The sequence below is a fragment of the Lederbergia lenta NBRC 16444 genome (genome assembly GCF_001591545.1).
GTDB lineage: Bacteria > Bacillota > Bacilli > Bacillales > Bacillaceae_C > Lederbergia > Lederbergia lenta.
The window spans coordinates 110,811-124,450 of the sequence record NZ_BCVC01000007.1; the positions used below are offsets into that span (position 1 = coordinate 110,811).

Sequence of the window (13,640 nt, forward strand, 5' to 3'; positions counted from 1 at the left end):
TAAAATACGAATCGACTATTAGTCCCGAAAATAGTACGAGAATGTCATTCGATTCAATGAAATTTTAATTTATTTTGGTTTATGTCTATGCTTTTGAAATGTGCTAGTAATTTACTAATACATTTTCCTATTAGGCTGATTAAAGGGCAGCAATTTGTGTCCTGTCGGAATTTTACCGAATGAAGAGTCGAAAGGAGCATAAAAAAGTTTATTACGAGGTAATAAAGCGAATAGGTGATATTTACTTTAACTAAGATTTTATTTTTGCCAAAATGGAACGACAATACGCCTATCCTATTGTGATTAAGAACGTTCGAGACCGAATAAAAAGGCTACTTGCTATCCGCGGGTTTAAAGATGGTGATTCTAACTTTTAATGCAGGGATGGGCAAGGCTGATGAGTTTACAGACAGCCACTGATTGCCCGGCTACCCTCTATATTTCCACGTAACTTACCTTTACCGTTGGCGAACTGGTAAATCATGTTTTGGAACTCATGCGATGCGGCTTGTCCGATGTATTGGTGTCATCCAAAATTAACGGGAAGGCATTTAAAAAACCTGCAAGACGTTCTATCCCTACTTTAGTTGCGGACAGGGTACCCATATACTCTTTTGGCACTCCCCAGACACTAGCACACGCCTTCTGAACGGTTGTCTTGCCGTTCGTAGAGGAACCCGGATACCGGATATGTCTACAACTATTGGTGACAGGTTGAACTCTTTGAACAGTATAGACGCAAAGGAAGAGGCTATTGCAAAGGCTGCACCTGTATTATGCCGAAACGGTGTAAAGATTGAATCCACCCATCGCTGAGCCGTGCCGAGTTCCTTAAAGGCATTCAATCTTTCTTGCTCTCCTTCTCCTGGCGCAACTACACGGTATTTTCTTTCTAATAAAGGATGGATTAAATGGTCTCCCAAATATCCTAGACGACTCACCACCATTGATTTTCTTACCTGATTAATTGTCAGGAACAAATCAAAATACTCGATGAGATGCCGCCCATAAAATGAGAGTGTGTAATATCGTGTAGGTACTTTCTCTACAAGCGGAGCAAGGTGTCCTTCACCTTCCTATTTATCACTGTAAATATTATAGATGACGCCTTGAATATCCAGCTGATATGCCTGAGTGTGATTGGAATCTCTCTTAACTAGTTCTTATTAATTTCGCGTTTGTTTAAATGCAGAACAGGACGATGGTTATCGGGAAAAATTTGCTGAAATGCTTGAATTTGTTCTTTTGACATTTCAATCGGCTTTTCAAAAACAACCCATTTTACTTCTTCTGTACAAGGTGGCGTCGTTAATGAACCATTGTATTGGAAAAATGTTTGATCTGAAGGGAGTAAGGTTTGTAAATTAACAGGTTCTTTTATTAAAGTATCTTTTTCTGTTTCAACCTTCGGTAATACATCCCAAACAGGTGCTAGTTTTTCATTTTCTTTTCCTTCTTGAATCATCACACCAAGGACAGCAAGCTTGCCGGTCGCATCTTGGTGTACAAGATGCAGTTCCATATCAAAGTTTTGATTATTAAATTGATGCTCGCTTGGTGTATGGAAATGAAATTGAACAAGTTTGTATTCCTTTCCTTCAACGACAATGCTGTTACTTGGTGTTACGGCGTTAGCCAGCACTGTATGACCATTATTGACTATTGAAAATGGTGTTGGTTTATATTGAATTTCGATGTTTTCTAATTTTTCACTTGTTTTCACCTGAGAGAATTCGATATTGATGGGTGATTGTTCATTTCCTTGGATACAGGCTGAGAATAAAGGATCCAATTCCCCCCAATGTTCAGGTCCTGTTTCTCCTTCGTAAGACCATTGAGCAGTGGGTTTCTCAGATGACTCTGCTGCATTGTTTTCTTTAGTGTCAGTTACTTCTTCTTTTTTTGATGTAGTTGTTGTTTCCTTCGTCTGTTCGGAGCAAGCCCCCAGTAAAAAGATTAAAGATACAACTAGAAATGGATACACAAGATACTTTTTCAATTTGATAAATTCACTACTCCTTATTTTTTATATCACTTGCATATAAAACACTACTAAAACTCTCAAAAAACACAAAACAATATTTTCCAAAAACCCCCTATCCCCCCTAATATCGTTAATTTATACTATATGTTTACAGAAAAGGAGGCTAAAAATGTGAATTATCTCTCGGTACTTAATGACTAGTTTTTATTTTAATAAAAAGCATTTTTTGTTTCTAGATTCATAGGGGAAAGATAAATACATGGAATTGAAAACCACTTTTTAATCCCCCTTTTTAAAATATAATTTTTGTTTTTCCAGCTTCTAGCCATGTCTTTTTCGCACTATATAGATTGACTTTGTTGTTGGATCCAAATTTTGTCGTAGTATGAGGACTAGAAAAAAGGCCTCTCAACAATTCAGTGAATTGATGAAAGACCTTCATATTTAGAGTGATTTACTGGCGACCACGGTATGATAAAAGTTGATCTAACCCTTAGTATATCAGGGGTTTAGAGTTTTCCTTACATCATGCCGCCCATTCCGCCCATGCCACCCATTCCGCTCATATCAGGCATGCCAGCGCCGCCTTCTTCTGGTTTATCAGCTACTACTGCTTCAGTTGTAAGAAGCATAGCTGCAACAGAAGCTGCATGTTGTAGTGCATAGCGTGTTACTTTAGTTGGGTCAACGATACCAGCATCAATCATATTAACCCACTCACCAATAGCTGCGTCAAAGCCGATGCCGATTTGTTCTTTCTTCAGACGCTCAACAACAACTGAACCTTCTAGTCCTGCGTTGTGTGCAATTTGACGTACAGGCTCTTCAAGTGCGCGAAGAACGATGTTGATACCTGTTGCTACGTCGCCAGTAGCTTCAAGTTCTGCTACTTTCTTGTATACATTTACTAGTGCAGTTCCTCCACCAGATACAATACCTTCTTCAACAGCTGCACGAGTTGCGTTCAATGCATCTTCAATACGAAGTTTACGCTCTTTCAACTCTGTTTCAGTTGCTGCACCTACTTTAATAACTGCAACACCGCCAGCTAGTTTAGCAAGACGCTCTTGAAGTTTCTCTCCGTCAAATTCAGAAGTTGTTTCTTCCAATTGAACACGGATTTGGTTCACACGTGCAGAAATATTAGCTGGCTCGCCAGCACCTTCTACGATCGTTGTATGTTCTTTTGTAACGACTACTTTTGCAGCGCGTCCAAGAGATTCTAGTGTAGCAGCTTTCAGGTCAAGGCCAAGCTCTTCTGTGATCACTTCTCCACCTGTAAGGATAGCGATGTCTTCAAGCATTGCTTTACGACGGTCACCAAATCCTGGAGCTTTAACAGCTACTGCGTTGAATGTTCCGCGAAGTTTGTTTACTACAAGTGTAGCAAGTGCTTCACCTTCTACATCTTCAGCAATCATCAACAATGGTTTACCTTGTTGAACAACTTGCTCAAGAACAGGTAGTACTTCTTGGATGTTTGTAATTTTCTTATCTGTGATCAAGATATATGGATTTTCAAGCACAGCTTCCATTTTATCAGAATCTGTTACCATATAAGGAGATGCATAACCACGGTCGAACTGCATTCCTTCTACAACTTCAAGCTCTGTAGTGAAACCACGAGACTCTTCAATTGTAATAACGCCATCATTACCAACACGTTCCATTGCTTCAGCTATTAATTGGCCAACTTCTTCGTCACCAGAAGAAATAGATGCAACTTGAGCAATTGATTCTTTATCTTCAATTTGTTTTGAGATAGTTTGTAGCTCAGTTACTGCTGTTGCAACTGCTTTTTCCATCCCTTTTTTAACGCCAACAGGATTAGCTCCAGCAGTTACGTTTTTCAAGCCTTCACGGATCATTGCTTGTGCAAGAACAGTTGCTGTAGTAGTACCGTCACCAGCTACATCATTTGTTTTGCTTGCTACTTCAGATACAAGCTTTGCACCCATGTTTTCAAAAGCATCTTCAAGTTCGATTTCTTTAGCAATTGTTACACCGTCATTTGTAATGAGTGGTGAACCAAATTTTTTCTCAAGAACCACATTGCGCCCTTTTGGTCCTAGAGTTACTTTAACTGCATCTGCTAGCTGATCTACACCATGTAGTAGCGCACGACGTGCATCTTCTGAGAACTTAATATCTTTTGCCATTTAAAATGACCTCCTCATCGTTTTTGAAATGAATAATTATTATCCAATAACAGCCAATATGTCAGATTCACGTAGAATCAAGTATTCTGTTCCTTCGTATTTCACTTCAGTTCCACTGTATTTAGAGAAGATAATATTATCGCCTTCTGATACCTCAAGAGCAACACGTTCGCCATTGTCTAAAACTCTGCCAGTACCAACAGCAACGATTTTACCTTCTTGCGGTTTTTCTTTTGCTGAATCTGGTAGTACGATACCGCTTGCTGTTTTTTCTTCTGTTTCTACAAGCTCAATAATGACGCGATCACCTAATGGTTTTAACAAGTGAAACAACCTCCCTAAATATATATGTAGTTATTTTTTATTAGCACTCTATCACATTGAGTGCTAACACAATTATTATAATAGTAAATTCGGTAAAATATTGCAAGTCTCCTGCATTATTTTCAATAATATTCTTTCGGCAAATTTCTACATAATCTATTTTCTGGATGCGCTATCTTCATTCTCCCAAAGCACTCTTATTAGAAACGACGCATACATGCACAGTTTTATTAGGCCTTTATTCATTGAGTAAAAGTCTTCCCGATTGAATGCTCTCTTGATTATTAGTAATATAAAGATTGTCTTACTTTATATATGTCAGGAAGGAACATATTACCTTATGAGAAAAAAATATATATATATCGTCATCACTTTTATTGCGATGCATCTGTCCACATTCATTGGGTTTCCACTGCTTTATGTTGCAGGGATAAAGTTTTATCATGTGGATCCTAAAAAAATGGAGTTTTTAGCTGCTGGAATGTGGGTTGTTATTAGTTTTGTGATCGGATTATTAGTTGTGCTTCTCCTCTTAAGGAAAGCAATGCCATATACGAAAATAGAAAAGTCTGAACCAATGTCCGTTAGCTCCTCAATTAATTGGGCAATTGGTGGTATTTTCCTTGCCTTTATTTCACAAATTATTGCTGTATTAGTGGAAAACTTAATAGGAATTGATCCTGGTTCACAAAACACAGCACATATTATGGAATTAATTAGGATGGTTCCATTAGTCGTCCTCTCAAGTTCCGTATTAGGCCCTATATTAGAAGAAATCGTATTCCGTAAAGTAATCTTCGGAACCCTTTATAATCGTTTTCCTTTCTGGGTGTCAGCTTTAATTAGCTCCATTATCTTTTCATTAGCACATCAAGAACCTAAACATTTGATTTTATACGCAGCAATGGGTTTTACATTTTCATTTTTATATGTAAAAACGAAGCGAATTATTGTCCCTATCGTCTCCCATGTAGCTATGAATACAATTGTGACTATTGCTCAGTTTAACGTACCAGATAAACAGCCAGAGGCATTAGGTTTGCTGAAAAGTTGGATGGGAGGTTTGTTCTGAATGAGATCACCATTATTTTCTGGGCTTCTATATTTCTTACTCGGGGGAGTTTTCACCTATTTTGCAGTTCAACAAGTCATCCTCGATGATTGGAACTTCTTTGTGTATCTATTGATTATTCTAGCTACTTTTGACTTTGGGGCAGGGTTTCGCCTAATCTCTATTCACTTCAAAATAAAAAAGGCAAAAAAATAATCAACTTTCATTATTATAGTCCGCAAAAAAGGTACTGACATATTTTCAGTGCCTTTTTTGTCTATCTTCTAGGGTAATTCAGCGCAGCGACAAGGAAGCTCACCGCATGCCCCCGGAAAGCGACATCCTGAATCTGAAATCAACGGTGATTCACTTCACATTGTGCGTAGATAATTTACTCATTTAAAAAATATTTGAGGAGCCCACTTAACTGCAAGTAAGAAAGCTTCCGGCCAAAGCGAAAATCAAAATTCTCAATTAATTTGACTTTTAAAAAAAGAGGGTCTGTCCAAGAAGTAAACTACTGCGACTTCTTAGACAGACCCTTTTTTAAAATCCTATGAAGTAAAACATATCATATTGCTTCTTTCAAACATATTTAATTCTGTTTTTCTTGATGCTCTTTTTCAGCTGCTTGCGCCTTTCTATATCCTATCTTCGAGATCCAAATACTAATCTCATATAAAATAAAGAGCGGTACAGTTACCAATAAATGCGATACGATATCTGGCGGTGTAATAAATGCAGCAATAACAAACAAAACAAAATATGCGTACTTTCTTATTTTCGATAAAAATGCTGGTGTAACCAGCCCAAGTCTTGCTAAAAAAAGTAAGACCACTGGCAATTGAAAGAGCAAACCGAACGGGATCGTAATTTGAAATAAAAACTGAAAATACTCATTAATTCCGATCGTTGTTTGGATATCCATATTTCCTGAAAGCATGAACATGAATTTAATAACAAACGGGAATAAAATGAAGTATGCAAAAGAAATACCTAATAAAAACAAAAATACGGAAACTGGAATATATCCCAGTGTCACTCTTCGTTCTTTTTCGAGAAGTCCTGGACTGATAAACGCCCATAATTGATACAAAATAAGTGGTGATGTAATAATGAATGCGAGTAAAATTGCCATTTGCATATACACTTTAAATGGATCAGTAATCCTAAATGCATTCATTGTTAAATCTTGGACAATAGCTGCATTCTGTATGAGCTTAATGAGTGGCTGTGCAAGGAAAAAGCCGCCAATCACTGCAAACATTAAGAAAACGACTACGATAATCAGTCGTTTTCTTAATTCTTCTATATGGTCATAAATCGTCATATCATTTTGACTCATAGTTGTTTCATCCTATCATTGGTCGGCGTCTTGCTTTTTATTATCCTTCTCTTCTTCATCAGCAAGTCCCTTTGTTGCATTTTTAAACTCACGTAATGTGTTACCTGCTGCTTTCCCAAGCTCTGGTAACTTCTTAGGTCCAAAAATCAATAATGCTACTAGTGCAATCAAAATCCAACTACCTGGTCCTGGCACTGCGCCCACCTCCTTATATGTATATTTTAACGGATTACACATCGTTTGGCTATTACTACAGTTTTAATCCTGTGAATTTTCCGTGTCGTCTCCGGAGTAATTTTTCAAGAAGTAAATGAGCGACTGAAGCTCTACAGCAAGATCAATATGGTGAACACGGACGGAAGGGGGAACGGTAAGTCTAGCTGGCGTGAAGTTTAAAATTCCTTTCACATTAGCTTTTTCTAGTTCATCGGTAATTTGCTGTGCCGCATTTGCTGGTACGGTTAAAATCACAACTGTAATATCTTCTTCTTGCAAACGTTCTTTCAGCTCACCCATATCATATATAGGTACTTCTCCCATCATTGTACCTACTTTTTCTTTGTCTACTTCAAAGGCCATTGCAATAATTGTATTATTGTTTTTCAGGAAATTATAATTTAGAAAAGCAGTTCCTAAATTACCTACACCTATTAATGCAACCTTTGTTAGCTCATCTTGATCTAACGTTTTCGTAAAAAAATTCAGTAAGTAGTTAACATTATATCCATATCCTTTTTTTCCAAGTGCTCCAAAATAAGAAAAATCTCTGCGAATCGTTGCAGAATCCACTTTTACTGCTTCACTTAACTCAGCTGAAGATACTCGTTGTTTTCCGGAGGCATGAAGGTTTTTAATAAATCTATAATATAGTGGTAACCGTTTTGCTGTAGCATGTGGTATTTTAACCGTTTCGTCATTCATTCGTTTTCCTCCTTACAACTTTCGCTTTGACACTAAAAATCATTACTTAATACCCCACCTGTTTTTTCAATAAGCATAATGGGACCAATGATCATCCCTTCATCAACCGATTTGCACATATCATACACAGTAACCGCAGTAGCAGATACAGCCGTAAGAGCTTCCATTTCCACTCCAGTGTTACTTTAGTCTTTACAGCAGCCGTAATTTCAAGCACTTTATCCGTGCCTGTCCATCGCTCCAGCTGAAAGTAATATCAATCCCTTTTTAACGGACTGGGATGACACGTTGGGATGATACCCCAAGTCTTTTTTGCTGCCATTATTCCTGCACCTTGGGCAACAGCAAGAACATCCCCTCTAATTATCCGATTCATTTGTATTAGTTCAAAAATCCTGTTGTTTACTTCCATTTTAGACTAGGCCACCGCAGTCTGTACAGTTTCAAGTTTTTCACTAACATTCGCCATTTCACACGGCCTTCTTCGTTAAAATGCGTCCATTTCTTCACAACTAACACTTCTATACTATAATACACTATTTAATCCGAACTGTCTTTTTCCAAAACAAAATGGAGGAAGATTGAAGTAAGCACTGAATATGCGTTAATATAAGAAGTACTTGGGGTGAATATATATGATGTTATTACAAATACAACAATTGACAAAATATTTTGGTGCAGAATTAATTTTATCGAATATAAAATTAGAAATACAAACAAAAGATCGAATTGCGCTTGTAGGTCGAAACGGTGCTGGTAAATCAACACTTCTAAAAATGATTGCTGGACATCTATCTTATGATTCCGGTCAGATAGTAAGACCTAAAGATGTATCGATTGGTTATTTAGCGCAAAATACAGGACTCGAATCTACGTTAACTATTTGGGATGAAATGCTCACTGTTTTTACTGAATTAATGAAAATGGAAAAAGAAATTAGAAAAATAGAGCTCGAATTATCAAATCCTTCTATCTATGAAGAGCAAGAAAAATCTGAACGTCTTTTACAAGAATATGACAAGCTACAAGTTGCTTTTAAAGATAAAGGCGGATATCAGTATGAGTCAGACATTCGTTCAGTATTGCATGGATTACGATTTTATGAACAGGATTACGGTACATTCATTGCCACGTTAAGTGGAGGCCAAAAGACACGTCTCGCTTTAGCAAAGCTATTACTTACAAAACCAGATATTCTAATTCTAGACGAACCAACGAATCATCTGGACATTGAAACATTATCTTGGCTAGAGCAATATTTACAAAGCTATACAGGTGCTATATTAATCGTATCGCATGACCGTTATTTTCTAGATAAAGTCGTGAACCAAGTGTATGAGCTCTCCAGACATGAAATGAAAAAATTTCATGGTAATTATAGCAAATATTTAGATCATAAAGCGGAAATATACGAGCGTGAAATGAAACAATTTGAAAAGCAACAAGGTGAAGTAGCAAAACTTCAAGATTTCATTCAGCGGAATTTGGCTCGTGCATCCACAACGAAAAGGGCGCAAAGCCGGCGCAAACAGCTCGATAAAATGCAGCTTTTAGACAAACCTACTAGTGGAGAAAAGTCGGCTACTTTTTCATTCGGGGTTGAACGTCCCAGTGGAAATGATGTACTGAAAATATCAGATGCAGCAATTGGCTACGAAGGTAATATTCTTTCCGAAAACATTCATATCGATATTTCCAAACAAGATAGCATCGCATTAGTTGGACCAAATGGTGTTGGGAAATCCACTTTATTAAAAACGATTATAAAAAAAATAAATTTGCTGAAAGGATCCCTACATTTTGGTACGAACGTTGTAATTGGTTATTATGATCAAGAACAAGCCGAACTCTCATCGAATAAAACAGTTCTACAAGAACTCTGGGACCTTTATCCACATAAAGAAGAGAGAGAAATAAGAACTGTTCTTGGTAATTTTCTATTTAGCGGTGACGATGTACAAAAAACAGTTTCTATGCTAAGTGGTGGAGAAAAGGCCCGAGTTGCATTAGCTATTTTAATGTTAGAAGAAGCTAATTTTTTGATTCTTGATGAACCGACAAACCATTTAGATTTAGATAGCAAGGAAGTACTTGAAAACGCACTTGTAGATTATCCAGGGACTATTTTATTCGTCTCGCATGACCGGTATTTCATTAATAGATTGGCCACGAAGGTAATCGAACTTTCGCCAAGCGGAACGAAAGAATATCTCGGGGATTATAATTATTACGTCGATAAAAAAGAAGAAATACTCGAGCTTGCTAGACTCGATGCGGAAGAAAAATCAATTCATATCGAAACAGTAACTAATTCAAACAAGGATTCTTATCAACAAGATAAAGAATTACAAAAATTAGTAAGACAACGAAAACGACGGGTCGAAGAAATTGAAGGTTTACTCGCAGATTTGGAAGAGCAAGTAACCATGAAAGAAGAGCTATTATGCCAGCCAGATGTATTTGAAAACCATGAGCAAGTATTGGAAATCAATCACAGTTTAGAAGATTTACAAACACAGATCAGTCATCTTTTAGAAGAGTGGTCTGAATTGTCAGAATTACTACAGATATAGAAAAATGTTACCCATTGTTCAATGCCTATATTGAATTTTTCCACATTCTTTTCTGGGATAGCAAGTCTAAATGCCAAGGTAAGAACTATAGCACCCCATTGAGGGTGTTTTTCTTTTCCACAACTTTACACACATTACTAACAGCGTTTTAATCACATTTCGCTAAGTTATCAACATAACCCACAGAAACCATATTAGTTATGTACATTATCCACAAACTTATAAACATAGTGATATCAATAAAAAAACTGGACGTTTGATCTTATGCACAATTTTATCCACAAGTTGCAATTCCCCATCAAAAAACTCCGGAATTCCGGAGCCCTATATTCTTTCAATATCTAGACCTGGATTGGCATTCATATCTAAATTACTTCTTTTCCCTAACTTATATAACATACTTCCGGCAGCCGCAATCATTGCAGCATTATCCGTACATAGATGTAATGGTGGGATGTGGAGCTCTATATCAGGTAATGAATCAAATGCAGCTGTTAAAGATGAACGAAGCCCTTTATTGGCAGCTACTCCACCCGCAAGTAAAACCTGATTTACTCCATATTCTTTAGCTGCACGTATTGTTTTTTCTGTTAAAACCTCTATTACACTCGCTTGAAAACTTGCAGCTAAGTTTTCAGGTGAGATCTTTTCTCCACGCTGTTCTGCATTATGAAGCGTATTGATGACAGCTGACTTCAACCCACTAAAACTAAAATCATAAGATCCCTCTTCTAGCCATGCCCTTGGTAGTTTTAATATTGGCTCTCCTTCATGAGCTAATCTGTCAATATGTGGCCCACCTGGATATGGAAGTTGCAATGTACGCGCAACTTTGTCGTAAGCCTCCCCAGCTGCATCATCTCGCGTTTCTCCAATTACTTTAAATGAACCATGCTTTTCCATTAATACTAATTCAGTATGTCCCCCAGAAACGACAAGGGAAAGCAGTGGAAATTTCATTTCTGTAATTAACCTATTTGCATAAATATGTCCTGCTATATGATGAACTCCTACTAAAGGTATTTGCTGAGCAAAAGCGATTGCTTTTGCAGCACTAACTCCAACTAGTAATGCTCCTACAAGACCAGGACCTTCAGTCACAGCAATAGCATCTATATCCTTAAATGTTACATTTGCTTCCTCTAAAGCTCTTTCGACCACATTTGTAATTTGCTCTACGTGATGCCTAGAAGCAAGCTCTGGTACCACTCCGCCAAATCGCTTATGACTCTCTATTTGCGATGCAACTACATTTGATAGAATATCTTTCCCATCCTTCACAATGGATGCAGCAGTTTCATCACAGCTAGTTTCAATCCCTAATACGATTAAATCTTTCTCCATCATAAATTCACCCACATCACTAAAGCATCTTCATAGTTATCGGTATAATAATTTTTACGTATACCGCCTTCTTGAAAGCCTAGTTTTTTATAAAGCGACTTTGCTGACTTATTACTAACTCTCACTTCTAAGGTCATTGTCAATGCCCCTGCTTCTTTAGCAAGCGACATAACCTTCCGTAATAATGTTTCTCCAAGTTTTCGACCGCGGAACTGTGGAAGAAGAGCAATATTAGTAATATGTGCTTCATCCATTACAAGCCACACCCCACAATAACCTGCTACTTCCAAATTACATTCAATCATTATATAAACAGCAAAACGATTATGAACGATATCATTATAAAAAGCTTCTGGAGGCCAAGGAACAGTAAATGCTTGTTGCTCAATTTCAACAAGACGTTTAATATCAAACTCAGTTGCACGTCTAAATGAAATATCACAAGTGTTCGGAATCTTATTCATCATTTTTTTTGCTCCTGCTCTTCCAACCATTTCGCCTCAGCTTCTACGAGGCGTATATAATTTGGAGTAAATGAATGTATATCTGCAGGTGGCAAATTCATCCCTAGTTTTCCTAATTCACCTGGACGGGGATTGCACTCAGTTATATTGGCAAAAGTCGCAAATCCCTTGAGCTCCGTTTGGAAAACTTCTCGATGAATAGACACATCATTTCCTATGAAAAGAATCGGCTGTTCCAGTAACTTTAGCTCCTTCGCCCAATCTGCCGCTAAAATATTTTTATCTGAGCGTATCTCTTCTAGACTTCCTTGTTTATAGTGATAAAGGCCTGTATATATTAATCCTCGCCTTGCATCAAACAAAGGTACAATATAACCTTCAAAATAGCGTGGGGCTGCAGCTAAGACCGCTAGACTTGATACCCCTGTTAATGGGATGTCAAGACTCCAAGCAAGTGACTTTGCCACCGTCACGCCCATACGTACGCCAGTGTAGGAACCTGGTCCTTGAGCAACGACAATTTTGTCAAGTTCAGCTGGATTCGTTTCACAATCGGCAAGAAATCGTTCAATGGCAGGCATAAGTCTAACACTGTGATTCTTTTTCAAATTCGTAATATATTCTCCAATAACAACATTCTCATTTAACAGGGCGATGCCGAGTACCTCATTGGACGTATCAATCGCTAGTATTTTCATCCCTTAACTCCTTACATAAGACTTCGTATCTCTCTCCTACCGGCTCGAATTTAAACTTTCTTTGATCGTCTCCTGCATGATATAAATAGATTGTCAAATACTCCGTAGGAAGCTGCTCTTTAATTAAGTGGGCCCATTCAACCACTGTTACTCCACCACCATAAAAATATTCATCGAATCCTAGATCTTCATATGAATCTGCTACTCGATATACATCCATATGATAAAGAGGTAATCTACCCATGTATTCTTTTATAATTGTAAAAGTTGGACTGTTTACATTTCTAATTATATCTAATCCATCTGCAATACCTTTTGTAAAAGTTGTTTTGCCCGCACCAAGATCACCCTCAAGCAAAACAACATCACCTTTTTGTAGCAATTTACCAAGACTTCTAGCTATGGTATGTGTTTCTGCAGTATTGCTGGACAATATCTCAAATGTTTGCATGAAAATCTCCTTCTTATTAAGCATAATACCAAGTTTACATGATATGAAAAAAATGAGCAAAAAGAAAAAGTCTTCCCATGCTTACTAATGTACCTGCTTAACAAAAAACATCGAGATCTTGTGCCAGAAGGCGCGATGGGAAGTTATTTACGTTTGTTCTCTTTATAGGATGGTATTTCCAAATATTTGTGCTTTATGTAGAATAAAAAAAAACGAAACTAGGTTTCGTTTTGAGTTTATTATATAATGGCGGTCCCGACGGGAATCGAACCCGCGATCTCCTGCGTGACAGGCAGGCATGTTAACCGCTACACCACGGGACCAAA

The 13,640-nt window shown here is 37.5% G+C and carries 16 protein-coding genes, 1 tRNA gene and 1 pseudogene; 3 read left to right on the forward strand and 15 right to left on the reverse strand.

Annotation, left to right across the window (positions count from 1 at the left end; all coding sequences use genetic code 11):
• Positions 1–403 precede the first annotated feature (403 nt).
• From BLE01S_RS21450 to groES, 6 genes are all read right to left on the reverse strand, one after another.
• Positions 404–517 (reverse strand): DUF927 domain-containing protein, encoded by a 114-nt coding sequence (locus BLE01S_RS21450; protein WP_111703402.1) that lies wholly within the window; start codon positions 515–517, stop codon positions 404–406.
• Entirely contained in the window at positions 481–621 is a 141-nt protein-coding gene (locus BLE01S_RS21455; protein WP_369691411.1) for a hypothetical protein, read from the reverse strand. The genes BLE01S_RS21450 and BLE01S_RS21455 overlap by 37 nt, the downstream gene beginning before the upstream one ends.
• The gene (locus BLE01S_RS20895; protein WP_111703400.1) at positions 579–995 is read right to left on the reverse strand and encodes a DUF927 domain-containing protein; all 417 of its coding nucleotides are present in this window, start codon (positions 993–995) and stop codon (positions 579–581) included. Before BLE01S_RS20895 ends, BLE01S_RS21455 begins: the two co-directional genes overlap by 43 nt.
• 161 nt (positions 996–1,156) lie before the next feature.
• Positions 1,157–1,999 (reverse strand): carbonic anhydrase, encoded by an 843-nt coding sequence (locus BLE01S_RS17060; protein ID WP_066145111.1) that lies wholly within the window; start codon positions 1,997–1,999, stop codon positions 1,157–1,159.
• A gap of 506 nt (positions 2,000–2,505) precedes the next feature.
• Entirely contained in the window at positions 2,506–4,143 is a 1,638-nt protein-coding gene (gene groL / locus BLE01S_RS17065; protein ID WP_066145113.1) for a chaperonin GroEL, read from the reverse strand.
• Positions 4,144–4,182: 39 nt separating this feature from the next.
• The gene (gene groES / locus BLE01S_RS17070) at positions 4,183–4,467 is read right to left on the reverse strand and encodes a co-chaperone GroES (RefSeq protein ID WP_066145115.1); all 285 of its coding nucleotides are present in this window, start codon (positions 4,465–4,467) and stop codon (positions 4,183–4,185) included.
• A 340-nt stretch (positions 4,468–4,807) separates the two neighbouring features.
• Here groES and BLE01S_RS17075 point away from each other — a divergent pair, with 340 nt between their 5' ends.
• A complete protein-coding gene (locus tag BLE01S_RS17075) occupies positions 4,808–5,539 on the forward strand; it encodes a CPBP family intramembrane glutamic endopeptidase (RefSeq protein WP_066145117.1) in 732 nt (243 codons plus the stop codon).
• The gene (locus BLE01S_RS17080; protein WP_066145119.1) at positions 5,540–5,734 is read left to right on the forward strand and encodes a YdiK family protein; all 195 of its coding nucleotides are present in this window, start codon (positions 5,540–5,542) and stop codon (positions 5,732–5,734) included.
• Between the two features lie 379 nt (positions 5,735–6,113).
• Here the strand turns inward: BLE01S_RS17080 and tatC are convergent, their stop codons facing one another.
• From tatC to moaC, 4 genes and pseudogenes are all read right to left on the reverse strand, one after another.
• On the reverse strand, positions 6,114–6,863 hold the full coding sequence (tatC, locus tag BLE01S_RS17085; RefSeq protein WP_066145121.1) for a twin-arginine translocase subunit TatC: 750 nt from the start codon (positions 6,861–6,863) through the stop codon (positions 6,114–6,116).
• Positions 6,864–6,878: 15 nt separating this feature from the next.
• Positions 6,879–7,067, reverse strand: a complete 189-nt coding sequence (locus tag BLE01S_RS17090; protein WP_066145154.1) for a twin-arginine translocase TatA/TatE family subunit — start codon at positions 7,065–7,067, stop codon at positions 6,879–6,881.
• Between the two features lie 54 nt (positions 7,068–7,121).
• Positions 7,122–7,784: a redox-sensing transcriptional repressor Rex gene (locus BLE01S_RS17095; RefSeq protein WP_066145123.1), complete on the reverse strand. Its 663-nt coding sequence runs from the start codon at positions 7,782–7,784 to the stop codon at positions 7,122–7,124.
• A gap of 32 nt (positions 7,785–7,816) precedes the next feature.
• A pseudogene (gene moaC, locus BLE01S_RS17100) lies at positions 7,817–8,294 on the reverse strand (cyclic pyranopterin monophosphate synthase MoaC).
• Positions 8,295–8,419: 125 nt separating this feature from the next.
• On the opposite strand from moaC, the gene BLE01S_RS17105 reads away from it, so the two are divergent.
• Positions 8,420–10,357, forward strand: a complete 1,938-nt coding sequence (locus BLE01S_RS17105; protein WP_066145125.1) for an ABC-F family ATP-binding cassette domain-containing protein — start codon at positions 8,420–8,422, stop codon at positions 10,355–10,357.
• 324 nt (positions 10,358–10,681) lie between these two features.
• Here BLE01S_RS17105 and tsaD read toward each other — a convergent pair whose 3' ends face one another.
• The 5 genes from tsaD to BLE01S_RS17130 form a co-directional block, all read right to left on the reverse strand.
• The gene (gene tsaD / locus BLE01S_RS17110) at positions 10,682–11,701 is read right to left on the reverse strand and encodes a tRNA (adenosine(37)-N6)-threonylcarbamoyltransferase complex transferase subunit TsaD (RefSeq protein WP_066145127.1); all 1,020 of its coding nucleotides are present in this window, start codon (positions 11,699–11,701) and stop codon (positions 10,682–10,684) included.
• A complete protein-coding gene (rimI, locus tag BLE01S_RS17115; RefSeq protein WP_066145156.1) occupies positions 11,701–12,165 on the reverse strand; it encodes a ribosomal protein S18-alanine N-acetyltransferase in 465 nt (154 codons plus the stop codon). The genes tsaD and rimI overlap by 1 nt, the downstream gene beginning before the upstream one ends.
• The gene (gene tsaB / locus BLE01S_RS17120) at positions 12,165–12,863 is read right to left on the reverse strand and encodes a tRNA (adenosine(37)-N6)-threonylcarbamoyltransferase complex dimerization subunit type 1 TsaB (protein WP_066145129.1); all 699 of its coding nucleotides are present in this window, start codon (positions 12,861–12,863) and stop codon (positions 12,165–12,167) included. The genes rimI and tsaB overlap by 1 nt, the downstream gene beginning before the upstream one ends.
• Positions 12,844–13,314: a tRNA (adenosine(37)-N6)-threonylcarbamoyltransferase complex ATPase subunit type 1 TsaE gene (gene tsaE / locus BLE01S_RS17125; RefSeq protein WP_066145131.1), complete on the reverse strand. Its 471-nt coding sequence runs from the start codon at positions 13,312–13,314 to the stop codon at positions 12,844–12,846. The genes tsaB and tsaE overlap by 20 nt, the downstream gene beginning before the upstream one ends.
• Positions 13,315–13,561: 247 nt before the next feature.
• Positions 13,562–13,637, reverse strand: a tRNA-Asp gene (locus BLE01S_RS17130).
• Between the last annotated feature and the right edge of the window lie 3 nt (positions 13,638–13,640).

Bases quoted from the DNA above. Each gene is read 5' to 3' on its own strand.
- tsaE (WP_066145131.1), bottom strand. From the start codon at position 13,314: ATGCAAACATTTGAGATATTGTCCAGCAATACTGCAGAAACACATACC.
- rimI (WP_066145156.1), bottom strand. From the start codon at position 12,165: ATGAATAAGATTCCGAACACTTGTGATATTTCATTTAGACGTGCAACT.
- BLE01S_RS17075 (WP_066145117.1), top strand. From the start codon at position 4,808: ATGAGAAAAAAATATATATATATCGTCATCACTTTTATTGCGATGCAT.
- groL (WP_066145113.1), bottom strand. From the start codon at position 4,143: ATGGCAAAAGATATTAAGTTCTCAGAAGATGCACGTCGTGCGCTACTA.
- tsaD (WP_066145127.1), bottom strand. From the start codon at position 11,701: ATGGAGAAAGATTTAATCGTATTAGGGATTGAAACTAGCTGTGATGAA.
- BLE01S_RS17105 (WP_066145125.1), top strand. From the start codon at position 8,420: ATGATGTTATTACAAATACAACAATTGACAAAATATTTTGGTGCAGAA.
- tatC (WP_066145121.1), bottom strand. From the start codon at position 6,863: ATGAGTCAAAATGATATGACGATTTATGACCATATAGAAGAATTAAGA.
- BLE01S_RS17095 (WP_066145123.1), bottom strand. From the start codon at position 7,784: ATGAATGACGAAACGGTTAAAATACCACATGCTACAGCAAAACGGTTA.
- tsaB (WP_066145129.1), bottom strand. From the start codon at position 12,863: ATGAAAATACTAGCGATTGATACGTCCAATGAGGTACTCGGCATCGCC.
- BLE01S_RS17080 (WP_066145119.1), top strand. From the start codon at position 5,540: ATGAGATCACCATTATTTTCTGGGCTTCTATATTTCTTACTCGGGGGA.